Annotated in this window: 25 protein-coding genes and 1 tRNA gene; 15 read left to right on the forward strand and 11 right to left on the reverse strand. The window is 71.2% G+C overall.

The features are described 5' to 3' along the window. The first annotated feature begins 39 nt into the window (after positions 1–39). Positions 40–1,122: a hypothetical protein gene (locus AVP42_RS08965; protein WP_067948220.1), complete on the forward strand. Its 1,083-nt coding sequence runs from the start codon at positions 40–42 to the stop codon at positions 1,120–1,122. A 21-nt stretch (positions 1,123–1,143) separates the two neighbouring features. Here AVP42_RS08965 and AVP42_RS08970 read toward each other — a convergent pair whose 3' ends face one another. Beyond that, positions 1,144–1,455 (reverse strand): hypothetical protein, encoded by a 312-nt coding sequence (locus AVP42_RS08970; RefSeq protein WP_067948222.1) that lies wholly within the window; start codon positions 1,453–1,455, stop codon positions 1,144–1,146. Positions 1,456–1,517: 62 nt separating this feature from the next. Beyond that, on the reverse strand, positions 1,518–2,459 hold the full coding sequence (locus AVP42_RS08975) for a Ku protein (protein ID WP_067948224.1): 942 nt from the start codon (positions 2,457–2,459) through the stop codon (positions 1,518–1,520). Between the two features lie 70 nt (positions 2,460–2,529). Here AVP42_RS08975 and AVP42_RS08980 point away from each other — a divergent pair, with 70 nt between their 5' ends. Then, a complete protein-coding gene (locus AVP42_RS08980) occupies positions 2,530–5,016 on the forward strand; it encodes an ATP-dependent DNA ligase (protein ID WP_067948228.1) in 2,487 nt (828 codons plus the stop codon). A gap of 111 nt (positions 5,017–5,127) precedes the next feature. Then, the gene (locus AVP42_RS08985) at positions 5,128–5,475 is read left to right on the forward strand and encodes a hypothetical protein (protein WP_067948230.1); all 348 of its coding nucleotides are present in this window, start codon (positions 5,128–5,130) and stop codon (positions 5,473–5,475) included. Positions 5,476–5,542: 67 nt separating this feature from the next. Here the strand turns inward: AVP42_RS08985 and AVP42_RS08990 are convergent, their stop codons facing one another. From AVP42_RS08990 to AVP42_RS09005, 4 genes are all read right to left on the reverse strand, one after another. After that, complete coding sequence (locus AVP42_RS08990) at positions 5,543–6,643, reverse strand: acyl-CoA desaturase (RefSeq protein WP_067948306.1); 1,101 nt, start codon at positions 6,641–6,643, stop codon at positions 5,543–5,545. A 153-nt stretch (positions 6,644–6,796) separates the two neighbouring features. Continuing rightward, positions 6,797–7,780 (reverse strand): DNA topoisomerase IB, encoded by a 984-nt coding sequence (locus tag AVP42_RS08995; RefSeq protein WP_067948232.1) that lies wholly within the window; start codon positions 7,778–7,780, stop codon positions 6,797–6,799. Positions 7,781–7,790: 10 nt separating this feature from the next. Beyond that, entirely contained in the window at positions 7,791–8,063 is a 273-nt protein-coding gene (locus AVP42_RS09000) for a Rho termination factor N-terminal domain-containing protein (protein WP_067948234.1), read from the reverse strand. A gap of 37 nt (positions 8,064–8,100) precedes the next feature. Then, positions 8,101–8,982, reverse strand: a complete 882-nt coding sequence (locus AVP42_RS09005) for an SDR family oxidoreductase (protein ID WP_067948236.1) — start codon at positions 8,980–8,982, stop codon at positions 8,101–8,103. 282 nt (positions 8,983–9,264) lie between these two features. Here AVP42_RS09005 and AVP42_RS16680 point away from each other — a divergent pair, with 282 nt between their 5' ends. Then, on the forward strand, positions 9,265–9,429 hold the full coding sequence (locus tag AVP42_RS16680) for a hypothetical protein (protein ID WP_197466993.1): 165 nt from the start codon (positions 9,265–9,267) through the stop codon (positions 9,427–9,429). 76 nt (positions 9,430–9,505) lie between these two features. Beyond that, positions 9,506–9,871 (forward strand): hypothetical protein, encoded by a 366-nt coding sequence (locus tag AVP42_RS09010; protein ID WP_231878592.1) that lies wholly within the window; start codon positions 9,506–9,508, stop codon positions 9,869–9,871. Positions 9,872–9,875: 4 nt separating this feature from the next. Here the strand turns inward: AVP42_RS09010 and AVP42_RS09015 are convergent, their stop codons facing one another. Beyond that, on the reverse strand, positions 9,876–10,469 hold the full coding sequence (locus AVP42_RS09015) for an SRPBCC family protein (protein WP_067948238.1): 594 nt from the start codon (positions 10,467–10,469) through the stop codon (positions 9,876–9,878). A gap of 137 nt (positions 10,470–10,606) precedes the next feature. On the opposite strand from AVP42_RS09015, the gene AVP42_RS09020 reads away from it, so the two are divergent. Beyond that, positions 10,607–10,810, forward strand: coding sequence for a hypothetical protein (locus tag AVP42_RS09020; RefSeq protein WP_067948239.1), 204 nt, complete (start codon positions 10,607–10,609; stop codon positions 10,808–10,810). Between the two features lie 27 nt (positions 10,811–10,837). Here AVP42_RS09020 and AVP42_RS09025 read toward each other — a convergent pair whose 3' ends face one another. Beyond that, a complete protein-coding gene (locus AVP42_RS09025; protein WP_067948241.1) occupies positions 10,838–11,161 on the reverse strand; it encodes an ATP-dependent DNA ligase in 324 nt (107 codons plus the stop codon). Between the two features lie 105 nt (positions 11,162–11,266). On the opposite strand from AVP42_RS09025, the gene AVP42_RS09030 reads away from it, so the two are divergent. From AVP42_RS09030 to AVP42_RS09045, 4 genes are all read left to right on the forward strand, one after another. Beyond that, positions 11,267–12,448: an alcohol dehydrogenase catalytic domain-containing protein gene (locus tag AVP42_RS09030; protein WP_067948243.1), complete on the forward strand. Its 1,182-nt coding sequence runs from the start codon at positions 11,267–11,269 to the stop codon at positions 12,446–12,448. Between the two features lie 160 nt (positions 12,449–12,608). Next, a complete protein-coding gene (locus AVP42_RS09035) occupies positions 12,609–13,994 on the forward strand; it encodes an ABC transporter substrate-binding protein (RefSeq protein ID WP_082847125.1) in 1,386 nt (461 codons plus the stop codon). After that, positions 13,994–15,001 (forward strand): carbohydrate ABC transporter permease, encoded by a 1,008-nt coding sequence (locus AVP42_RS09040; RefSeq protein WP_082847126.1) that lies wholly within the window; start codon positions 13,994–13,996, stop codon positions 14,999–15,001. The genes AVP42_RS09035 and AVP42_RS09040 overlap by 1 nt, the downstream gene beginning before the upstream one ends. Next, the gene (locus AVP42_RS09045) at positions 14,998–15,942 is read left to right on the forward strand and encodes a carbohydrate ABC transporter permease (RefSeq protein WP_082847127.1); all 945 of its coding nucleotides are present in this window, start codon (positions 14,998–15,000) and stop codon (positions 15,940–15,942) included. Before AVP42_RS09040 ends, AVP42_RS09045 begins: the two co-directional genes overlap by 4 nt. 57 nt (positions 15,943–15,999) lie before the next feature. Here AVP42_RS09045 and AVP42_RS09050 read toward each other — a convergent pair whose 3' ends face one another. After that, positions 16,000–16,668: a DUF6766 family protein gene (locus AVP42_RS09050; RefSeq protein ID WP_067948245.1), complete on the reverse strand. Its 669-nt coding sequence runs from the start codon at positions 16,666–16,668 to the stop codon at positions 16,000–16,002. A 228-nt stretch (positions 16,669–16,896) separates the two neighbouring features. On the opposite strand from AVP42_RS09050, the gene AVP42_RS09055 reads away from it, so the two are divergent. Continuing rightward, positions 16,897–16,969: transfer RNA gene (locus tag AVP42_RS09055), tRNA-Arg, on the forward strand. A 70-nt stretch (positions 16,970–17,039) separates the two neighbouring features. Here AVP42_RS09055 and AVP42_RS09060 read toward each other — a convergent pair. Beyond that, positions 17,040–18,977, reverse strand: a complete 1,938-nt coding sequence (locus AVP42_RS09060) for an alpha-amylase family protein (RefSeq protein WP_067948247.1) — start codon at positions 18,975–18,977, stop codon at positions 17,040–17,042. A 189-nt stretch (positions 18,978–19,166) separates the two neighbouring features. On the opposite strand from AVP42_RS09060, the gene AVP42_RS09065 reads away from it, so the two are divergent. The 4 genes from AVP42_RS09065 to AVP42_RS09080 all read left to right on the forward strand — a co-directional run bounded on the left by AVP42_RS09065 (position 19,167) and on the right by AVP42_RS09080 (position 22,558). After that, positions 19,167–20,390: a DUF998 domain-containing protein gene (locus AVP42_RS09065; RefSeq protein ID WP_067948249.1), complete on the forward strand. Its 1,224-nt coding sequence runs from the start codon at positions 19,167–19,169 to the stop codon at positions 20,388–20,390. An 84-nt stretch (positions 20,391–20,474) separates the two neighbouring features. Continuing rightward, positions 20,475–20,927, forward strand: a complete 453-nt coding sequence (locus AVP42_RS09070; RefSeq protein WP_067948250.1) for an Hsp20/alpha crystallin family protein — start codon at positions 20,475–20,477, stop codon at positions 20,925–20,927. Further along, positions 20,924–21,241, forward strand: coding sequence for a GNAT family N-acetyltransferase (locus AVP42_RS09075; protein WP_067948252.1), 318 nt, complete (start codon positions 20,924–20,926; stop codon positions 21,239–21,241). Before AVP42_RS09070 ends, AVP42_RS09075 begins: the two co-directional genes overlap by 4 nt. A 435-nt stretch (positions 21,242–21,676) precedes the next feature. Next, entirely contained in the window at positions 21,677–22,558 is an 882-nt protein-coding gene (locus AVP42_RS09080) for a manganese catalase family protein (RefSeq protein ID WP_067948254.1), read from the forward strand. Positions 22,559–22,594: 36 nt separating this feature from the next. Here the strand turns inward: AVP42_RS09080 and AVP42_RS09085 are convergent, their stop codons facing one another. Next, a complete protein-coding gene (locus tag AVP42_RS09085; protein WP_067948256.1) occupies positions 22,595–23,074 on the reverse strand; it encodes a MarR family winged helix-turn-helix transcriptional regulator in 480 nt (159 codons plus the stop codon). Between the last annotated feature and the right edge of the window lie 193 nt (positions 23,075–23,267).

Consider the following 23,267-nt stretch of genomic DNA (forward strand, 5'->3'; position numbering starts at 1 on the left):
ACCCTTCACCACGAGCGCTCCTCCGGAGGCGCCCGCACCATGACCCGACGCCCGACGACGATGGTCGGCATCGTCGTCATCCTCGGTGCACTCGCGTTGAGCGCGTGCACCGGTCTTCCGTCCGCGCCCGCCGAGACGACGGATGCCGCTCCGCCCCCGACCGAGACGGCCACGCCGGCCCCGACGCCGGTGCCCGGATCGGTCGCGCCGGAGTCGCGCTACGACCTCGACTGCGACGACCTCGTCCCGGCGGACCTCGTGTCCGCGCTGATGGGCGATGCGGTCGGTCCCGCCGACCCCCTCGCGACGGCCGCGAGCGCCGGACCCTCGATTCCGCGCATGACCTCCGTCGTCGCCATCGGCGGCCTCGCGTGCGAGTGGAGCAACGGCGAGCCCAACAACAGCCAGTTCGGCACCAACCCCGCGTACGTCGGGCTGCTCGTGACGGTGGTCCCGATGCCGGATGCCGGTTGGTCGTCCCGCGCGACGAAGTACGGGATGCCGCAGCCGGGGGAGTGGTGCGAGGCGAGCTTCTGCTCGATGACCCGCGCGACGGCCGACGCCTGGGTCGCCGCGGAGAGCCGCCTCGGTGAGGAGGTCGCCGCCGACTCGGCCGCCGCCGCCGCGGTCGCGGATGCCGCGGCCGCCGCGATCGAGGCGGCGAGCCCGTCCGCCGCCCCGACGCAGCCCGACTCCGCGATCCCGACGGAGTGCGAGGCGCTCGTGCCGACCACCGCCGTCGAGTCGCTCACCGGGACGAGCGGTCTCGTCGCCACCACGTCGGCCGGGGGCTGGAGCGAGTGGGCCGAGGCCATGTCGATCGCGGGGAACGGCTGGTGCCGGTGGACCACTCCCGACACCGAGGAGTCGGTGGCCGCCGTCTCGTGGATCCGCGGCGGTCGCTGGGCCGCCGACCGCCTGGACGAGGCGGGGGCGCTCGTGCCGGCGGGATCCGACCCGGGGCTGGATCTCACCGCACCCGACCGCGCGCTCCTGCGATGCACCGAGTACACGTGCACGGTGGACCTCGTCGTAGGCGCGGACTGGCTCCAGGTGCAGTCTGACGACGAGGGCCAGGCGGTCGCGATCGCGCGCGAGGTCGCCGCGGGACTCCTCGGCTGATCCAGAACGGCCCGGTCGGACTCAGCTCCGACCGGGCAGGTTCAGCTCGTCGGGATCGACCTCGACGTCGCCCGCGTCGTCGGGGCCACCAGTGCCCGGCACCGCGCGGATCCGCGACTCGTCGACGTCGTCGGCGACCCGGTCGGGGACGGGGTCGGACTGCTTGGCCGCCGTCTCGTTCTCCGAGCTCGGGCTCGTGCGCTCGTCGTCCGGATTCGTGTTGGCGCCGGGGATGTCGTCGCCGGACCCGCTCGTGTCCGCCCGGGGCGGCGGCGGGCCGTCCTCGCCCTCGCCGGCGGCGAAGCGCGAGAGGATGTCGTCGTTGTCGCTCATGGCGCCACGCTACGTCGGCGCGACCGCGAGGGCACAGGGGTTGACGCTCCCGCGGCGGGCCGTCAGCCCGCCTTCTTCGACGTGCGGCGCTTCGCCGCGGGCTTCTCCTCGTCGTCGCCCTTCGACGAGCCCTTGGCGGCGCCCTTGGCGGTGGACTTCCGCGCGGCGGGCTTCTTCGCGGGCTTCTTCTCCGCGTCCTCGTCCTCGGCGGCGCCTCCGCCCCCGCGCTTCGCGGCGATGGACTGCCGCAGGGCCTCCATGAGGTCGATGACCTCGCCGCCCTCCTCCTCGGGCTGCTCGCCGAACGTCGCCGCGGTGTCGATCGCGTCGCCCTGTTCGAGCTTCGCCTGGATGAGGGTGCGCAGTTCCTGCTGGTACTCGTCGACGAACTCCTCGGGGTCGAAGTCGCTCGAGAGGCTCTCGATCAGCTGCTTCGACAGCTCGAGCTCCTTCGACGTGATCTTCGCGGGCTCGTCGAGCGCGGGGAACTTCGCCTCGCGGACCTCGTCGCTCCACCGCAGCGTCTGCACCATGAGCACGTCGCCGAACACGCGGAGCGCCGCGAGCCGCGTCTTCTGCCGCAGCGCCATCCGCACGACCGCCGTGCGCTCGGTGGACTCGAGCGCCTCGCGCAGCAGCACGTAGGCCTTGTTCGATGCCGAGTCGGGTTCGAGGTAGTAGCTGCGGTCGAACATGATCGGGTCGATCTGCTCGGTGGGCACGAACTCGACGACCTCGATCTCGCGGCTTCGCTCGGCGGGCAGCGACTTCAGGTCCTCGTCGGTGATGATGACGGTGCGGTCCCCGTCGTCGTACGCCTTGTCGATGTGCTGGTAGGGCACGACCTCGCCGTCGATCTCGCACACGCGCTGGTAGCGGATCCGACCGCCGTCCTTGTCGTGCACCTGGTGCAGGGACACGTCGTGGTCCTCGGTGGCGCTGTACAGCTTGACGGGCACATTGACCAGGCCGAATGTGACCGCCCCTTTCCAGACGGCTCGCATCCCTTTAGTAGACACCCGCGGATGCCGCCAGCGGTACCCCTTGCGGGATCCGGCCCGGCAGGATGGGGTCATGGCGCAGGGCCCGTACCAGATGGTCGACGTCGACGGACGGCGGCTGCGCCTGACGAGCCTCGACAAGGTCATGTACCCGGAGACGGGCATGACCAAGGGCGAGATGATCGCGTACTACGCCGAGATCGCCCCGGTTATGCTGCCGCACCTGGCCGGTCGGCCGATCACGCGCAAGCGGTGGGTGAACGGCGTGGGCACGCCGCAGCATCCGGAGCAGGCCTTCTTCGAGAAGCACCTCGAGGAGCACGCGCCGGACTGGATCCGCCGGGGCGTGCAGCACCACAGCGACGGCGACAAGTCGTACCCGATGGCCGACAGCCGGGCGACGCTCGTCTGGTTGGCGCAGATGGGCGCGATCGAGCTGCACGTGCCGCAGTGGCGATTCACGCCCGCGGGCGACCAGGGCAACCCGGACCGGATGGTCTTCGACCTCGACCCGGGCGAGGGCATGGGGCTGCCCGAGTGCGCGGAGGTCGCCCGCATGGTCCGCGGCATCCTCGCGGGCATGGGGCTCGACGCGGTGCCCGTCACGAGCGGCAGCAAGGGCATCCACCTGTACGCCGCGCTCGACGGCTCGCAGACCTCGGAACAGATCTCCGCGGTCGCGCACGAGCTGGCGAAGGCGCTCGAGGCCGACCACCCGGACCTCATCGTGTCGAGCATGAAGAAGAGCATCCGCGGCGGCCGGGTGCTCATCGACTGGAGCCAGAACAACGGGAAGAAGACGACCATCGCGCCGTACTCGCTGCGGGGCCGGTTCCGCCCCACCGTGGCGGCGCCGCGCACGTGGGAGGAGCTCGACGACCCGGAGCTGCGGCACCTCGAGGCCGACGAGGTGGTCGCCCTCGTCGCCGAGCGGGGCGACCCGATGCTGGCGGTGACGCAGGCGTCGGCCGAGGGCCCGCTCAGCACGTACCTGTCCATGCGCACCGCGGGCGCGACCCCCGAGCCGATGCCCGAGTCGCCGTGGGGCGTCGCGAACGACGGCGACCCGCGGTTCGTGATCCAGGAGCACCACGCCCGCCGGCTCCACTACGACCTGCGGCTCGAGCGGGACGGCGTGCTGAAGAGCTGGGCGGTGCCGAAGGGCGTGCCCGAGACGGCCCAGCGCAACAGCCTCGCCGTGCAGACCGAGGACCACCCGATGGAGTACCTCGTCTTCGAGGGCACCATCCCCGACGGACAGTACGGTGCGGGCTCGATGACGGTGTGGGACACCGGCACGTACGAGACCGAGAAGTGGCGCGACGACGAGGTCATCTTCACGCTCTCCGGTCGCGTCGGCGGTCCGCTCGGCCGCGTGCGGCTCGCGCTCATCCGGACCGAGGGCGAGGGCGAGAAGAGCCAGTGGCTGCTGCACCGCATGAAGGAGCAGCAGCACGCGTCGGCCGCGGAGCCGACCCGGGCCGAGACGGAGCCCGCCGCCCGGGCCACGGTCGCCGACCCCGCGCCGCCGGCCGCCCGCCGGCCGCGGGCCCGCGGCGGATCCGCGCCATCCGCTCGACTGCCGGCCGTGCCGAAGCCGATGTTGGCGACCTCGGGCACCATCGGCCGCGTGACGGGCGACGACTGGGCGCTCGAGTGGAAGTGGGACGGCATCCGCGTGATCGCCCAGGTCGAGGACGGCGAGACCCGGCTCGTGAGCCGGAACGGCATCGACGTCACCGCCACCTATCCGGAGCTCGGCGAACTCGCACGCGTGCTCCGCGCCGACGCGGTCGTCGACGGCGAGATCGTCGCGCTCGACGAGGCCGAGCGCCCCGACTTCGGGCTGCTGCAGCGGCGCATGAACCTGTCGAAGCCGCGCGAGATCGAGGCGGCCGCGGCATCCGTGCCGGTCGTGCTGCACCTGTTCGACGTGCTCGAGGTCGCGGGCACGGCGACGGTCGACGAGCCGTACGAGCGGCGGCGCGAGCGGCTCGAGCGGCTCGTGCGGCGTCGCGACGACGTCCCGGTCGACCTGCCGGCCGGCGTCGGGATGCCGCCCGAGGAGGCGCTCGAGGAGGCCCGCCGCCTCGGCCTCGAGGGGCTCGTCGCCAAGCGCCGCCGGTCGACCTACCGTCCCGGGGCGCGCAGCGACGACTGGGTGAAGGTCAAGCTGTCGCGCACGCAGGAGGTCGTGGTCGTGGGGTATCGGCGGGGCGTGGGCGGCCGTGCCGGTCGCATCCGCTCGCTGCTGCTCGGCGTGCCGACGGCCGAGGGCGGATGGCGCTACGCGGGCCGGGTCGGTTCGGGCCTGCGTGAGCGCGACGCCGAACGCCTGCTCGAGCGGCTCGACGGGATGAGCGTGCCGGAGCCGCCGGTGCCGGGCGTCCCCGGCGAGGATCTCGTCGACGCCGTCTGGGTCCGACCCGAGCTGGTGGGCGAGATCGAGTTCGGCGAGTGGACGCGCACGGGGGTCGCCCGGCACCCCAGGTGGCGCGGACTGCGACCCGACAAGCGGCCGGAGGACATCCGGCTGGAGGAGCCGCAGGACGGCGCCTGAGGTCGTTCAGGGGAACGCGGTTGCCCGAACGACCTGTGAATCGACGTACAGAGCGGTCATTGTGGAACAAGATGAGTGCGGTCGCCCCCGAACGGGGGTACCGTGTGCCCCGTGGGCACTCTCTATTACGGCGATTCCGGTACTCCGGTCGAGGTCGAGGATCGCGCGCTCGCGCATCTGAAGATCGCGATCACGACGAAGCTGCGACGCGGCGAGAGCTTCATGCTCTCGTGGCGCCACGGCCACGACCAGCCTCGCGGGCGCAGCTCGCTCTGGCTGCACCCCGCCATCCCGCTCCGCTTCGTCTTCGAAGAGGTCGAGGCCGGCGAACTCAGCCGCGACTGGATCGAAGAACTCATGCGGTCCGCGAACTCCGGCGGCGGCATCCAGCTCGACCCCGAGCGGATGGCGAAGGAACTGGGCACGCACGTCGGGCCGAAGCCCGTCGAAGCGGCCTGACCCGGGGGGTACGCCGGTCCGACGCATCCGGCCGTCCGCTACGGGACGGCCGGCATTCGCCATGCCGTCAGCGGCGGCGCAGCTCGCCCGCCGCGGGGCAGTCGAAGGGATCCCGGGCGGCGAGCCCGACCCGGTTCAGGTACTCCACGACGATCCCGTACGAGCGCATGAGGGTCGTCTCGGTATAGGGGATGTCGAGGGAGCGGCAGTGCTCCCGCACGATGTCGCGCGCCTTGCCGAGGTGCGGGCGCGGCATGCTCGGGAACAGGTGGTGCTCGACCTGGTGGTTGAGACCGCCCATCAGCGGGCTGGTCCACCGGCCCGTGATGTTGCGCGAGGTCAGCACCTGCTTGCTCAGGAAGTCGAGCTTCGCGCCGGCCGGCACGAGCGGCATGCCCTTGTGGTTCGGGGCGAACGAGGCGCCCATGTAGACGCCGAAGACGGCCAGCTGCACCCCGAGGAACGCGAACGCCATCCCGAGCGGCAGGAACCAGAACACGACGCCCACGTACAGTGCGAGACGCGTGCCGATGAGCCCGAGCTCGAGCGCACGGCCGGGCACGGCGCGCCGCTCGAAGAGCGACCGGATCGACGTCACGTGCAGGTTGATGCCCTCGAGCATCAGCAGGGGGAAGAAGAGCCACCCCTGGCGCTGTGTGATCCAGCGGATGAGACCGCGCTGCTTCGCCGCCGACTCCTCGGTGAACGAGACGGTGTCGAACTCGATGTCCGGATCCTTGCCGACCTGGTTCGGGTTGGCGTGGTGCCGGGTGTGCTTGGTCATCCACCACTGGTAGCTGATGCCCACCACGGCGGTCGCGACCACCCGGCCGACACGGTCGTTCGCCTTGCCCGACGACATCACCGCGCGGTGCGAGGCCTCGTGCGCGAAGAACGCGAACTGCGTGAAGATGATGCCGAGCGCCGCGGCGATGAGCAGCTGGAACCACGAGTCGCCGAGCAGGACGAACCCGGCGATGGCGCCGCCGAGGGCGACTGCCAGCCCGCCCACGAGCAGGCTGTAGAACCACGGCGTGCGTCGCAGCAGGCCGCTCTCCTTGATGACCTGCGAGAGCGCGGAGTAGCTCTGGGTGACCGCGGGACGGTTCCCGCGGGGCGAGGTGGAGCGAACGGCACCGAGGTGCGCGGAAGGGCTGAGCGTCGTGATGATCCGGCCTGTCGTCGTCGTCGACTTCCCAGCCGGTGTAGCACGAGCGAATGCCCGCTGCAGATATCGCAAGCGTACGTCGGAGTGCGTACCGCGTGGGGCATGTCCGGCAGATCCCCAGCAGACCGCCACCCGGCACACGGGTGGGCGATGCTACGACTCCTCGGAGACGTCGTCGACGAGCAGCTGGAGCAGCGCCGTCTCGCGGGTGCCGCGGAGGTTCACGAGCCGCCCGTGCTCGTACGCCTCGATCACCCGCGGGTCGACGTAGCTCGCCTTCGCGATCGCCGGGGTGTTGCCCAGCACCTCGCTCGCGTGCACGATCGCCTCCTTGACGGATGCCGCTCGAGCCCGCTTGGTGCCGGCGGTGCCGAGTTGTGCGAGCCGGTCGGCCGCGGCGACGGTGCCGCGCAGCGTGCGGAAGTCCTTCGCCGTGAAGTCGCCGCCCGTGCGACCGCGGATGTCCTCGTTCACGTCGACCGGCCCGAGCGGCCGCATCCGGCGTCCGTGACTGAACGCGTACAGCCGGGAGCTGGGGGAGCGGCCCTCCATCGCCGCGATGAACGCCGCGAGCGACTCGTCCGAGAGCTTGAGGTCCTGCGAGATGCCGCCCTTCGCGCGGAACTTCAGGCGCACCACGTCCTCGCCCTCGAGCCGGGCGTTGCGCACGAGCAGCGTCGTCAGGCCGCGGCTGCGCGCCGTCGCGAGCGACTCCTCCGAGCCGATGCGGATGGCGCCGAGGTCGAGGGTCCGGAACGCCGCCGCGAGCACGCGCTCGCGCACGAGTTCCGCGAGGGCCAGGTCGCGGCGCACGCTGCGCCGGGCACCCGGCAGCGCCTCGGCGAGGGCGGTCATCCGCAGGAACTTCTCCATGTCCTGCTGCTCGCGCCACACCGGGTGGTACAGGTACTGCCGGCGCCCGGCGGCATCGACGCCCACCGCGAGGATGTGCGCGTTCGGTGCCTCGGCGATCCAGACGTCGTCCCAGGCGGGCGGGATGGCCAGGTCGGCGATCCGGTTGCGGTCGACGCGGTCGACGGGCGTGCCGTCGGCGTGCCGGTAGGCGAAGCCGCGACCCCGGCGGAGCCGCGTGATGCCGGGCGACGCGTACGGTTCGACGCGTCGCAGTCGCGGCATCCGCTGCCCCTCAGTGGTTGCGCAGGGCGCTGATGAGCTCGCCCTTGCGCTTGCTGCTGTACCCGGAGAGGCCGAGTTCCTTCGCCCGCTTCTTCAGCTCGGGCACGGTCCAGTCCTCGTAGTCGCCCGACTTGCCGCCCTTGCGACCGACCGAGCTGCGGCCGCGCGCAGCGGCGGCGTTGGAGATCCGGGCCGCCTTCTCCTTCGAGTTCCCCTCGTCGCGGAGCTTCTCGTAGAGCTCCGGGTCTTTCAGGGACGACTGTCCCCGTCGATTCGCCGGCATGACCTGCTCCTTCCTCGTTGCTGCGGCCGCCCGTGGCTCAGAGCGGCTTGCCCCCGGTGACCGGGAGGATCGCCCCGGACGTGTACGACGCGTCGTCCGAGGCGAGGTAGACGTATGCGCCGGCGAGCTCGGCCGGCTGGCCGGCACGGCCGAGGGGCGTGTCCTGGCCGAACTTCGGCAGCTTGTCGGGCCATCCCGTCGCCGGGATGAGCGGGGTCCAGATGGGACCCGGCGCGACCGAGTTGACGCGGATGCCGCGGGGCCCGAGCTCCTCGGCCAGCGCGCGCGTGAACGCGACGAGCGCCGCCTTCGTCATCGCGTAGTCGACGAGGCGCGACGACGGGTCGAAGCCCTGGATCGACGAGGTCGTGATGATCGACGCCCCCGCCTGCATCCTCGGCACGGCGGCCCGGGCGAGGAACACGCTCGCGTAGAGGTTGATGCGCATGACGGCGTCGAAGTCGGCCGAGGGCACCTCGTCGATGCCGCCGCGGTCGCGCTGATGGGCCGCGTTGAGCACGAGCAGGTCGATGCCGCCGAACGCGTCGCACGTGCGGTCGACGAGGTCGGCGCAGTGCTGCTCGTCGCGCAGGTCGCCCGGCAGCAGCTCGGCCTTGCGACCGGCGTCGGTGACCCAGCGGGCGGTCTCCTCCGCGTCGGCCTGCTCCGACTCCAGGTAGGAGATGGCGACGTCGGCGCCCTCGCGGGCGAAGGCGATGGCGACGGCGCGGCCGATGCCGGAGTCGCCGCCGGTGATGAGGGCCCGGCGGCCGGTCAGCCGACCCGAGCCGCGGTAGCTGTACTCGCCGTGGTCGGGCTGCGGCGACATCGCCGGCGTGAGGCCGGGCGGCTGCTGCTCCTGCCGAGGGAACGGCTCGGCGGCGTGCTTGGTGGTCGGGTCGATCAGGTGGTCGGTCATGGGACCTCCTCGTGTCGGTTCCAGCTCGTCCGGACCATGCCACCGTACGCGCGGCCAACGGCCGCCGCGAAGGGTTGACAGGCGCCGCCGAGGCGCTGCGCGGCGGGGGCGGGGCGAGCGGATGCCGCGCGGGTATCACGCGCCGCGAAGCAGCGGCAACCCCTCGCGACCGGCGTCGCGTCCCCCGTACGGTCGAGGGCACGAGGCCACTGGCTGCCTCGGAGGCCCGCCGAGCCCGGCGGGCCGTGAACCGTCCACGCGACGGAACCCGAAGGAGAGATCATGAACATCCTCATCGCCATCATCGCCATCGCCGCCATCGTGCTGCTGATCACGGGCGGCGTCGTGCAGTCCCTGCAGTTCCTGCTCTGGGTCGGCCTCGTGCTCGCGGTCCTGGCCGTCATCGTGTTCCTGGTGCGCTACCTCGGTGGGAAGAAGGCGGTCTGACCGACCGCACCGACCTCACGGCGGGCGTCTCCTTCGGGAGGCGCCCGCCGTCGTCGTGCGGGAGTACCCTCGGGGCATGGGCACGCTGTTCTACGGCGACGCCGCGACCCCGATCGGCATCGAGGATCGCGCGCTCGCTCATCTCAAGGTCGCGATCATCACGAAGCTGCGCCGGGGCGAGTCCTTCACGGTCTCCTGGCAGCACGCCGACGACCAGCCACGCGGGCGATCGACGCTCTGGCTGCATCCCAACATCCCGCTGCGGTTCGTGTTCGACGAGCCGGAGCCTCCGGAGCTCAGCCGGGCGTGGATCGAGGAGCTGATGCGGTCGGCGAACTCCACCGGCGGCATCCGACTCGTGCCGGAACAGCTCGACACCGGGCCGATCGCGACGGTGGACCCGCTCGCGATCGAACCCGGTGTCGGGGCGCGCGCCGACTAGTGCGTCAGGCGCGGAGGTCGGGGTCGCTGCCGGCGACGCCGTCGCTCGTGGGCGGGTTCACGGAACCCGGTGCGGCGGTGCCGCCGCCCATCCCGGCGCCCGCGGTGCCGGTGCCGCCGGTGCCCGGCGTGGTCTCCTGACCGCCGTGCACCTCGCCGCGCCAGGCCCCGGTGGGGGCGTTGCGGTCCTCGATGAACTCCTTGAACCGGTGCAGGTCGCGCTTGACCTGCGCGTCGTCGAGCTGAAGTGCAGCGCCGGCCTTCTCGATGAAGCCCTCGGGCTCCCACTCGATGGTGAGGTCGATCCGGGTGCGTCCGTCCGATCCGGGCCGGAAGTCGACGCGGCCGCGGTGCTGGACCTCGGCGGCGGTGCTGCGCCATGCGACGTGGTCGTCGGGCACCTGGTCGGAGACGTCGGCGTCGAACTCGCGCTTCACGCCCGCGATCGAGACCACCCAGTGCGTGGTGGTGTCGTCGACCTGCGTGACGGACTCGACGCCGCTCATGAAGTGCGGGAACGACTCGAACTGCGTCCACTGGTCGTAGGCCACGCGAACGGGCACGTCCACCTCGATGTCAGCGGTGACGGTCGTGCTCATGCTGATCCTCCGTTCCGGGCACGCTCGGTGCGCGCCCAGACCTCACGCTAGGCAGGCGCCTCCGAGGGGTCGAGGGGTTGCAGCATCCGTCGGCCGCTGATACCACGGAGGGACGACGACAGCTCGGGGGTGCGCGAATGGGTGATCAGGCGACGGATGCCGAGCGGTGGTGGCCGCACGTGTCGATCGAGGCGAAGCACGCCATCCTCGACGACCTGGAGGGCGACCTGCCCGAGAACGTGCGACGCGAGATCGCGGAGCACTCGGACGGGGAGGCGCCCGAGCGGCTCTCCGACGCCGACGTGCGGTTCATCCGCACGCAGATCGAGCCGGTCGACTGACCGGCTCGAACCTCGGCGCGACGCGCGTCACTCGATCTCGAGGGGCTCGTCCTCGGTGGGCTCGGGCACGTACTGCAGCCCGGCCGTGCTGTTCGCCGACAGCAGCAGCTGTTCGATCCACAGGCGGTTGAGCTTCGGCGGACGATTGCCGCTGAAGACGAACTGCAGCGGGATCGACTCGTGCAGCCAGAGGGTGGTGCGACCGCTTCCGTGCTCGATGCCGTGCTCCCAGGTCATGGCGAAGCTCTCGGAACGGCGCAGCTTGTTGATGATCGCCACGCGCAGGTGCGCGAGGGTCCGGTCCTCGATCTCGATCTCGCGGTTCGAGGAGTTGTAGATGAGCTTGCCCATGCCGAGACTCTAACGCGCCGGAGGGCCTGATCCCCGTACCATGACGGCGGCGAGGGGGTGTCAACCCCCTGACGCCTCGCGGCAGGGCCCGCTGGGATGGCACGCATGAGAGCCGTGACCTGGCACGCTGCCCGAGACATCCGCGTCGACGAGGTCGACGACCCGCGCATCGTCGATCCGACCGACGCCATCGTGCGGGTCACGTCGACGGCGATCTGCGGATCCGACCTGCACCTGCTCGACGTGTTCGGCCCGGTCATGCACCGGGGCGACATCCTCGGCCACGAGGCGATGGGCGTCGTCGAGGCGGTCGGGTCGGCCGTGGAGCGCGTGGCGGTGGGCGACCGCGTCATCGTGCCGTTCGTGATCTCGTGCGGCGCGTGCTCGATGTGCCGGCGCGGCCTGAACACGCAGTGCGAGACGACCCGCAACGTGGACCAGGGCACCGGCGCCAAGCTGTACGGGTACACCGAGCTCTACGGGCGGGTCATGGGCGGGCAGGCCGAGGCACTCCGGGTGCTGCTCGCCGATGCGAACCTGCGCGTCGTCGGGCGCGACCTGCCCGACGAGCGGTACCTCTTCCTCACGGATGTCGCACCGACGGCCTGGCAGGCAGTGGAGTACGCGGGGCTCGAGCCGGGCGACACCGTCGCGGTGGTCGGCCTCGGCCCGGTCGGCCAGATGGCCGCGCGCATCGCCCGCCACCGCGGGCATCGGGTCCTCGGGGTGGACCCGGTCGAGGAGCGCCGGCTCATGGCCGAGCGGTACGGCGTCGAGACGCTCGATTACGCGGGCCACGAGGAGGCCGTGGACGGCCTCCTGAGCGCGACCGGCGGCGCGGGGCCGGACGCCGTCATCGACGCCGTCGGCACGGAGGCGCACGGCAGTCCGGGTGCGGCGCTCCTGCAGAACGTCGTCGGGTCGCTGCCGAAGGGACTCGCCAAGGGCATGCTGATGAAGGCCGGGGTCGATCGGCTCTCCGCGCTGAACCTCTCGATCGACGGCGTCCGCCGCGGGGGTCGGCTGTCGGTGGTCGGGGTGTACGGCGGGAACGCCGACCCCATGCCGATGATGACGATCTTCGACAAGCAACTCACCGTGCGGTTCGGCCAGGCCAACGTGCAGCGGTGGCTCGACGACCTCGTGCCCCTGGCCGAGGCCGACGACGACCCGCTGGGGTTCGCCGACTTCGCGACGCACCGCGCCCCCCTCACCGAGGCGGCGGCCATGTACGACCTCTTCAAGGAGAAGCGCGAGGGCTGCGTGAAGGTCGTCCTGAAGCCCTGAGCCCGCCCATCCGGAGCCGATCGGCGAAGCGGTTGTCCCCCGGCGAGGGGACAACCGCTTCGCCAGAGAAGCGCTTCTGTCAAGGCCCTTCTCGGCACCGCCCGCACCCGCCTAGCTTTGCTCCGTCCGGGGGACGTGGACGCAGACGAATGGGGTTGGCATGGGTATCGATCGACGCGCACGTGCGCTGGGGGTGTTCGCCGCGGCAGGTCTGCTGCTGAGCGGATGCGCCGTCGGCACGGGCGGACAGTCCGGGGGAACCGACGCCGAGTTCGACTCCGGTGCGGAGCTGTCGGGCGACCTGACGGTGATGGGATTCTCGGGCGTGGACGAGGTCGCGACCTCGCGCATGGAACTCGCCGAGTCCGAACTGGGCGACGTGAACGTCAAGCTCATCGAGGGCGAACTGGACATCCAGCAGTTCCTCTCCGCCGTCGCGACGGGCGACCCGCCCTCGCTCCTGTACGCCGACCGCGACCAGATCGGCTCGCTCGCCGCCCGCGGCGCGATCCTCCCGCTCGAGGACTGCATCGACGGCGAGGGGATCGAGACCGGTGACTTCGTCGAGTCCGCGCTCAACCAGGTGACGCTCGACGGCACCGTCTACGGCATCCCCGAGTTCAACACCGTGCAGCTCACGATGGCCAACGCCGACCTCCTCGAGGCGGCCGGCATGAGCATCGACGACGTCAACGGGTCGGACCGCGAGGCGATGACCGAGGCGGCGGCCGCGATGGCCCAGAACGACGGCGGCAAGGTCAGCGTCATCGGCGTCGACTCCAAGCTGCCCGAGTTCCTTCCGCTGTGGGTGGCCGCTGCGGGCGGATCCGTCATGAGCGAGGACGGCCGCACCGCCCAGCTCGACGACGAGACGACCATCGAGTCGCTCGAGTGGGCGGTCGACATCTACGAGCAGCAGGGCGGGTTCAGCGCGATCAAGGCGACCCGCGACGCGGCCGACTTCTTCGGCGGCGGCAACCAGTTCGCCACGAACACGCTGGGCGCCATGCCCATGGAGCAGTGGTACCTCAACGTGCTGAACGAGGTGTCGCCCGACGCGCCGATGGCCTTCGACACGGTCCGCACGACCGAGGGCGAGCCCATCGCCTTCGCCGGCGGTTCGGCGTGGGCGATCCCGGCCGGCAGCGACAACCCCGAGGCGGCCTGCCGCTGGGCGCGCGTCATGACCTCGGTCGACGCCTGGCGCGCCGCCGCCGATGCGCGAGTCGCGCTCCGCGAGGAGGAGGGCCTGCCCTTCACCGGCATCCTCACCGGCAACACGGTCGCCGACGAGGAGATCGAGGGCATGACCACCGCCGACGAGGCGCCGTGGAGCGAGGGCGTCGCCGCGATGTACGAGGCGAACCAGAACACCCGCACGCTCCCCGCGAACCCGGCCGACGCCGAGTTCGACGACGCGATGCAGGAGGCGGTGAACCGGGTGCTGAACGGCCAGGCCGAGCCGGCCGAGGCGCTCGCCAAGGCGCAGCAGACCGCGCAGGCGGCGCTCGACGAGGCATGGGCGGAGCTCGAGGGCGGTGACTGATGACCACGGCGACCCGGCCGGGCGGCGTCAGCTCCCAGCCGGATGACTCGAAGCCCCCGGTCGGCGGCGCGCGCGTCGCGCCGCCGACCGGGGCGGCTCCCCGCAACCGGGCGCGGGCGCGGCGACGCAACCTCTTCTCGGCGCTGCTGTTCCTCAGCCCGTGGATGATCGGCTTCCTCGTCTTCACGGCGTGGCCGATGATCTACAGCGCGTACCTCTCGCTGACCGACTACGACGTGATCAACAATCCCGAGTTCGTCGGGATCGAGAACTACGTGGCGATGGCCTCGGACGAGAAGCTCCTCCTCGCGCTCGGCAACACGGCGTTCTTCGCCCTGCTCCAGGTGCCGATGTACGTGGTCGTCTCGCTCGGCCTCGCCCTGCTCCTCGACCGCGCCGGCCGGGCGTCGGGCTTCTTCCGCACGGTGTTCTTCCTGCCGAAGATGACGCCTCCGGTCGCGGTGGGCGTGCTGTTCCTCCTGCTGTTCAACGGTTCGAACGGCATCGTGAACGCCGCGCTCGGGATGGTCGGCATCGACGGTCCGTCGTGGACGACCGACCCGAACTGGGTGAAGCCGGGCCTCGTGCTCATGTCGCTCTGGACGGTCGGCGCGTCGGTGATCATCCTGCTCGCCGCCCTCCGCAACGTGCCGAAGGAGCTCTACGAGTCGGCACAGCTCGACGGTGCGGGCTTCTGGCGGCAGGCGACGAGCGTGACCCTGCCGATGATCAGCCCGGCACTGTTCTTCATCATCGTCGTCAACACGATCGCGGCGCTGCAGACGTTCGACGAGGCGTACACCGCGTTCTTCGGCGCAGGCAACTCCACGTACAGCAACGACGCGGCCCTGTTCTACGTCATCTACCTGTTCCAGCAGGCGTTCGAGTTCCTGAACATGGGCTACGCGTCCGCCATGGCGTGGCTGCTGTTCCTCGTCATCATGATCATCACCGCGATCCAGCTCGTCGTCTCGCGCCGGCTCGTCTACTACGAGGGGGACCGATGAGCACCGACATCCGCGTGGCGGCCGCCGAATCCGAGGCGGTGCAGCCCGATCGAAGCGGCACGGATGCCGCCACCCGGTCGGTCCCGGCCGGCCCCCGGGGCCGGGCGCGAACCAAGCGACGCGTGGGCACGGTGCTCGCGTGGGTCGCGCTCTCGCTCCTCGGCATCGTGTTCGTGTACCCGTTCGTGTGGCTGGTCAGCGCATCCTTCAAGCCGCGCAGCGACGTCTTCGACAACCGGCTCATCCCGGAGACGTTCACCTGGGACAACTACTTCCAGGTGTGGCAGGAGGCGCCGCTCGCGCTCTGGATCCTGAACACCGCGATCGTCACGGTGCTCGCGGCCGTGACGGTCACGATCTCGAGCGCCATGGTCGCGTGGGGATTCGCCTACTTCCGCTTCCGGGGCCGCGGGGTGCTGTTCGGGCTCGTGCTGGCGACCATGATGCTGCCGGGCGCGGTGACGATGATCCCGACGTTCCTGATCTGGAACGCGCTCGGACAGGTGGGCACGCTCACCCCGCTGTGGGCGGGCAACCTCTTCGGCAGCGCGTTCTACATCTTCCTGCTGCGGCAGTTCTTCCTCGGGCTGCCGCGCGACCTGTTCGAGGCGGCGCGCATCGACGGGGCGAGCCAGTGGGGCGTCTTCTGGCGCATCGCCCTGCCCCTCACGGGTCCGGCGCTCGCCGTGGTGCTCGTGTTCGAGGTGCAGGCGGTGTGGACCGACCTCATGCGCGCGCTGATCTACCTGCGCGACTCGTCGACGTTCACGGTGCCGCGCGGCCTCAAGTCGCTCGTCGACGCCTACGGCTTCGGCGGCGAGTGGCACTGGGAGATCATCGTCACGGCAAGCGTGATCACGACGATCCCGCTGATCATCGTGTTCTTCCTCGCGCAGAAGCGGATCATCGACGGGGTCGCCTCGACGGGACTCAAGGGCTAGACGAGCGGATGCCGCGGGGCCGGCCGCGCCCCCCACGCCCCGCCTCGCGGCATCCGTTCAGCCCTCGACCGCGGTGACGTCGTGCGGCGTGCCCACGGGCTTCGACTCGCTCGAGCCGCGCTGTCGCAGGACGATGGTCAGGGCGACCATGCTGCCGACGGCGAGGAACTCCGACTGCCAGTTCTGCAGGGTGCGGTTCCAGAAGTCCGGGTTCACGACGTACTCCGCGAGGGTGACGGCAGGCTCGCCGTGCATGGCCTGCTCCTCGTTGTAGACGACCTGTCCGGTGAGGGCCTGCGCGAGCCACGAGAGCAGGAAGATCGCGCCCATCGTCACCAGGAGCGAGTTGCTGTAGAGCCACAGACGCCAGCCGCCGACGCGAGCCCAGCGAGGCGAGTCCGGGAGGGCGTGCCGGCCGACGTGCTGCTCGTCGTCGCCCTCCACGCCTTCCTCGCCGGGCTGCTTCGACTCGGGCGACCCGCGCTGCACGAACCAGATCGTCGCGAGGATGAAGGCGAAGAACTGGAGGTACTCGGACTGCCAGTTCTCGGCGACGTCGACCACGAAGTCGGACGAGGTCACGAACTGCACCCAGGTCTCGACCGGCTGGCCGTGCTCGACGTGCTCCTCGTTCACGACCGCGAGACCGGCGAGGGACTGCAGGCCCAGCGAGATCAGGAACAGCGCGGCGAAGACGATGCTGAGCAGGTGCTGGCGGACGCGCATGGCTACCTCCCGGAGAGTGCGACGGCGAACATGTACGCGAGCCCGGCGAAGATGCCGACCACCCACGCGGTGAACACGAGCCTCATGCTCGGAACGTACTCCCCGAGCAGCGCGTTCCGGCATGGGCTTGACGGGAGGCGGTCGGGCCGTCGATTGGCGCCGCGGCGGCGGGTGGGTTAGAGTAACGGGGTTGCCTGATGAGCGGAGATCGCGCAGGCGACATCCCATGCGCCCGTAGCTCAATGGATAGAGCATCTGACTACGGATCAGAAGGTTGGGGGTTCGAGTCCCTCCGGGCGCGCGGAACCACTGAACGGCCCGCTTCGGCGGGCCGTTCGTCGTTTCCGGGTGCGGCCCGCCGGAGCGGTCGGCTAGAAGCGCGGCGGCGCGTCGGCCGGCCGCACGTGCAGCCACGCCACGTGGCACGGGTCGAGCACGATGCCGCGGTCGAGCGTGATGCGCCGGTCGGTGATGAGCTCGTGCGCCTCCGGCGCGAACCCGGAGAGGGTCAGCGCGTCGACGGTCGCGGGCGCGTCACCCACGTTGGCCAGGCAGAGCACGACCGTGGTGTCGGCGGATGCCGCGGCATCCGCCCCGCCCGGCCGCTGGTAGCCGAGCACCGTGGGGTGCTTCGCGTCGAACGGGACGAGCCGCCCGCCCGCGAGCTCGGGCGTGGAGCGCCGCACCTGCACGAGGCGACGCAGCCCCGCGTAGACGGCGCCCGCGGGCGTCGACGGGTCGTGGCGGCGCGCGTACGCCTCGGCGGGGTAGTGCGGTCGGTTCACCCAGCGGCTGTCGTCGGCGAGCGCCGGGTCGTCGACGTACGAGTAGTCGTTCTGCTGCGCGACCTCGTCGCCGAGGTAGATGAGCGGGATGCCGCCCGTCGACAGCGCGATCGCGTGGGCGAGCAGCACCCGGTCGACGCCGTGCGGGTCGCCGGCCTCGATGCCGGCGAGCGAGGCGGTGGTGCCGGCCACGCGCGCGTCGCCCGTGCGCGGGTTCTCCTGGAAGGGGACGCCGCGCGCGAAGCTGCCCGGGAACCGGTTGACGTAGAACGCGTTGAGGAACCGGCGGTGGTCGAACCCGTCGATGCCGAACTCGGCGGCATCCTCGTCGGCGAAGGTCCAGCCGATGTCGTCGTGGCCGCGAACGTAGTTCACCCACGCGCACCCGTCGGGCAAAGCGTGCCGGCGCTCCAGCGCCTGCCGCAGCATCCGCGGGTCGCGCGTCGCGAGCGCCTCCCAGGTGAGCGCCATCTGCAGCGGGTTGTACGAGAGCTGGCACTCGCCGAGCGAGATGTACTCGACGACCTCGTCGGGGTGCACGATCGCCTCGGACTTGAACAGCAGGCTCGGCGCGGCGATGCGCAGCACGGCGTTGAACGCCTGCAGCAGCAGGTGCGCCTCGGGGAGCGACTCGCACGGCGTGCCGAGTCGCTTCCAGATGAACGCGACCGCGTCCATGCGCAGCACGTCGACGCCGAGGTTGGCGAGGAAGAGCATCTCGCCGGCCATCGCGCGGAACACCGCCGGGTTGGCGTAGTTCAGGTCCCACTGGAACGAGTGGAACGTCGCCCAGATCCAGCGGCCGTCGGGCAGCTGCACGAACGAGCCGGGGTGGTCGTCGGGGAAGATCTCCCGCACGGTCCGCTCGTAGGCGTCGGGCATCGTGCGGTCGGGGAAGATCAGGTAGAAGTCCTCGTACGCGGGGTCGCCCGAGACCGCGCGCTCGGCCCACTCGTGGTTCGACGCCGTGTGGTTGAAGATGAAGTCGAGCACGAGCGAGATGCCGTTGGCGCGGAGTTCGGTCGCGAGCTGCTGCAGGTCGTCGATCGTGCCGAGGTGCGGCGCGACCGCCCGGTAGCTGGTGACCGCGTAGCCCCCGTCGGAGTTGCCCTCGGGCACCGCGAACAGCGGCATGAGGTGCAGGTAGGTGAGGCCGAGCTCGACGAACTCCGGGATCTTCGCGCGCACGCCCTCGAGGTCGCCGGCGTAGCGGTCGACGTAGCAGACCCCGCCGAGCATCCGGTTCGACAGGTACCATCCGGTGTCCTGCTCGCGGCGGGCGTCGGCGGCCTTGAGGTCGGCCGGACGGGCCGCCCACGACGCACCGGCGTCGGCGACGACGCCCGTCAGGGCCTCGAGCGCGTCGGGCCGGTCGCCGTACAGGCGTCGGAACAGCCCGTGCAGGGTGGGGAAGTGCGCGGCGAGGCGCGCCCCGAACGCCGCATCGGCGGTGACGGATGCCGCGGGCAGCGCCCGGCGGATGTCTGCGAGATCACGTGCGGCGTCGGTTCCCAGGCGTGCCATACGTCAAGACTGCACCATTCCGGGCCCGTGTCCCCCGGTTTGGGGGACAACCGCGCTTTCCGCGTGATCACGCGGATCTGCGGCGATCGGGGCCTCCCGCGGGCCGTCCCGAGGCGAAACGCGATGTCGCGCACTCAGGACTCCCGGATACCCTCGGAACCGGCTTGTCTTCCGCGATCGGGGTCGACTATGAGGGGTACCACCACGATCGGCCAGGCGCCGATCATCCGTCGCGCGGCGATGCTCGCCGCCATGACCGCCATCGCGTTCGCGGTGGCCGTCGCCGTCGTGCAGTTGCTGCTGCGATGGTCGGGACGGGCGATCGGCGCGGTCGATGCGGCGGTGGCGACCGCATGCCTCATCGTCGCGGTCGTCGTCGCGACGGTGCTGCTCGGGGCGCTGATCGTCGCCGGCGCCGACCACCGGCCTCCGGCCGAGGTCGCGTCGCGCGGCAGCCTCCGGCTCACGAGCGGCCGCCGCGCCGCGGCGAACGCCGCGGTGTGGGCGGCGATTGCGGCGCTCGCGGTCGGCGCGGCGGGGGACGCCTTCACCCCGCTTCCCGGCGGTGCGGTCGTCGCGGCCGCGCTGATCGCGGGTGCGCTGGCCGCCGTCACGGGCGCCGTGCACCGGCGGGCGCACCGGCAGTCGGCGTACCGGTCGTTCAACGTCGTCGCCATGCTGCTCGCGGCCGGCTGCCTGGCGAGCATGAGCCTGACGTCGACGGGCGACTGGTGGTCCCTGAACTTCAGCACCCTGGGCACCTCGAACGACATCGCCGCGGCGTGCTTCAACCTCGCCCTCATCCTCTCCGGCGGCGCCATGGCCGCGATGTCGGGCCGACTCGCCAGCGGCATCGCCCGACGCGCCTACGACGCCCGGCGCGGCGCGGTGCCGACCGTCCGGGCGCTGATCGCGGTCATCGGCGTCGCGCTCGCCGGGGTGGGCGTCGTGCCGATCGACACCGACGAGGTGCTGCACAACGTGTTCGCGTGCGGCGCCGGTGCGGCGTTCGCGCTGCTCGCCTCGCTCACGCCCGTCCTGGTGCGACGGATGCCGCGGGTGCTGGTCCGCACGTCGCGGGCGTCGCTCGCGCTCGAGGTGTCGGCGTTCGTCATCTACGAGCGGCTGGGGCTCGTGTCGCTGACGGTGTTCGAGATCGTCGCGTTCGCCCTCGTCTTCGTATGGCTGATCACCCTCGTGGTGACGACGCACCCGGTGGTGATCCACGAGCTCGCCGAGCTCGAGCCGCTGGTCGACGAACCGGCCGGCGAGTCGATGCGCGGCGCCGTGGACGGCACCGCGGTGCTCGAGCCGGCGGGTGCGTCGCGTGGACCCGCCCGCCGCGCGGCATCCGTCGTCTCACCGCCGGGAATGGCCGGGGCGTTCGCGCGGTTGACTCCGATCAGAACTTGAGTCGAGCCGACTCAATTCGTACGATTGTGGTAGAGCATGAGTCGATGCGACTCAACTTCGCCGCGACCGAAAGGAGATCCGATCATGGCCACCAACGACCCGTTCCGCGACCTGGACCGCCTCGCGTCCGCGATCTTCGACACGACGCGCCGAGGGCCGCGTCGCATGCCGATGGACCTGTACCGCGACGGCGACCACTACGTGCTGACCGCCGACCTGCCGGGCATCGACCCGGGCTCGGTCGACATCGACGTCGACGGGCAGCTGCTCACGATCCGCGCCGAGCGCACGCTGCCCTCGGGCGACGACGTCAAGTGGATCACGCGTGAGCGCGAGGCCGCCTCGTTCCTGCGCCAGCTGAGCCTCGGCCAGGGCGTCGACACCGAGCGCATCTCGGCCAGCTACGCCAACGGCGTGCTCAGCGTCACCATCCCGGTGAGCGAGAAGGCCAAGCCGCGCAAGGTCGTCGTCGAGTCGGCCGACTCGACGCGGTCCGTCGCCGCGGGCGGCGAGTCCATCCAGCCGGTCGAGTCGTGACCGACACCGGGGTGCGGTTCCGTCGAGACGACGAGGCTCGCCGCTACGAGATGCACGTCGACGGCGAGCTCGCCGGATTCGCCGAGTTCCGCATCCGGCCGGAGGGCACCATCGTGTTCACCCACACGGTGGTGCTCCCCGGCCGCGAGGGGCAAGGGCTGGGCAGCATGCTCGCCCGCCACGTCCTCGACGACGCGGTCTCCCGCGGGGAGCGCATCGTGCCGCGCTGCCCGTTCATCGCCGCGTACCTGCGTCGCCACGACGGCTACGAGGCGTCGGTCGACTGGCCCGAGGGCGCGCCGCGCGAGGGCTGACCCGGGCCGTCCGGGCGTGACCCCCGCTCTGGGGCGGTGTGCCGGGCACGCGCGGGACGATACGATCGCTCAACACCCGAGCCGGGTCCCCGAGCCCGGCAGTCGTCGAAAGACGCCGCATGCGACCGGATGTCCCAGCAGAGGTCGCTCGGGATCCAGCTCGCCGAGCTCAGTTCGGGTCGCTCGGCGGGGAGGGCCTCTTGCGAGGCCGCGGTGGGGCGGGAGGTAGGGTTCCCGCCCCACCGTCATTCCGCCGGGAGCTCAGGGTCGATCTCCGCGAGCCGACTGTCAAGCCCCTCAACGCTGACGAGCCCGGAACGTACCGTGGCCCCCACGTCCGCCAGGGGAGGGCATCGGCGACTCGCCGCTTCCGTCGTTCGGTGGGCTTCAGTGCGCGTCTGCGTCGACTGAACGTCACGAACGAGGGGACCATCCATGTTCTTCCACCGACAGGAACTCCAGCACTCCGCGAAGCCCGACGCACCGGACGCCGCCTACGCGCGCAAGCTCCAGGAGGTGCTCGGCGGACAGTACGGCGAGATCACCGTGGCCATGCAGTACCAGTTCCAAGCGTGGAACATGCACCTGCCGGGCAAGTACCGCGACCTGGTGTTCGGAATCGGAGCGGAGGAGATGGGCCATGTCGAGATGCTCGCCGTGATGATCGCCCAGCTCCTCGAGAAGGCGCCGCTCGGCATCACCGGCGACGCCGTCCAGGACGACCCGACGGTGGCCGCGGTCATCGGCGGCACCGACGTGCAGCAGGGAATCGTCGCCGGGGCCGGAGCGCGCCCGGTGGACAGCAACGGCAACCCGTGGCAGGGGAGCTACATCACCGCGAGCGGCAATCTACTCGCCGATTTCACCGCGAACGCCAACGCCGAGATGCAGGGACGCGTCCAGGTCGCCCGGCTGTACCACATGACCGACGACCACGGCATCCGGGACCTGCTCGCGTTCCTCCTCGCGCGCGACACCATGCACCAGAACCAGTGGCTCGCCGCCGCGGCGGAACTCCGCGAGGAGGGCGTCGAGGAACTGCCCGTGCCGAGCAACTTCCCGCTCTCCAAGGAGAAGCGCGACGTCGCCTACCAATACCTCAACTTCAGCGACGGGGTCGCCGCTGCGGAGGGGAGTTGGGCGTCCGGCCCCACGCCCGACGGCAAGGGCGAGTTCAGCTACCACGACGGCCCGACGACGTCCGCGCCGATGCCGCCGCCCACCCGTCCCGATGCGCGGTTCTACGGCACGACCGACGTTCCGAACACCGTGGAGAAGGTGGCCGGCCGCTTTCAGGACAAGCTCAACAAGGAGTGACGCGCGGCACTGACCGCGCGCCCGTTCGACGCGCGGTCAGTCCACTGCCGGCGTGTTCGAGCGCGTCCGAGCCGCGCGTTCCTCCTGCGCCTCGCGGAGCCGGTCGCACAGGGCGGTCAGCTCGCGCAGCTCATCGTCCTCGAGAGCGGTGCCGACGCGGTCGGTGATCGACTGCATGTGCAGGATCGCGGCGCGCCGGAACTGCTCGAACCCGTGCGGGGTGAGGCGGACCAGGGTGCCGCGGCCGTCGTTCGGGTCGTCGGACTTCTCGACGAGCCCGCGTCCGGCGAGGCGGTCGATGAGCCGGCTCACGCTCGGCTGGGAGATGAGCACGTGGCGGTTGAGCTCCTTGAGTCGGAGCGACCGGTTGGGGGCCCGCGAGAGGTAGAGCAGCACGTCGTACTCGTTGAACGACATCACCTCGGTCGGGAACTCGGCGGCGAGCCCGCGCATCACCTGCACCTGGGCGCGGAACAGCGCCTCCCATGCCGCCACCGCCGCCGCGCGATCCCCCACGCCGTGCTCCTTCCTCGGGTCGTCCCGGCTGCGACGCCGTCGAGGCGACGTGCCGCCGGTCTGTCAAGGATAGGGAAGCGCGGGCCCGGTGCGGGGGACCGTGCGCGCACGTCACCCCTTCTGGGGGAAGCCGCGCCGGGAACGGTTGAGGGCCGGTCGTAGAGGCTGACGACCGGCCCTCGCCCTTGCACCA

The organism is Agromyces sp. NDB4Y10, assembly GCF_001620055.1.
Lineage (GTDB): Bacteria > Actinomycetota > Actinomycetes > Actinomycetales > Microbacteriaceae > Agromyces > Agromyces indicus.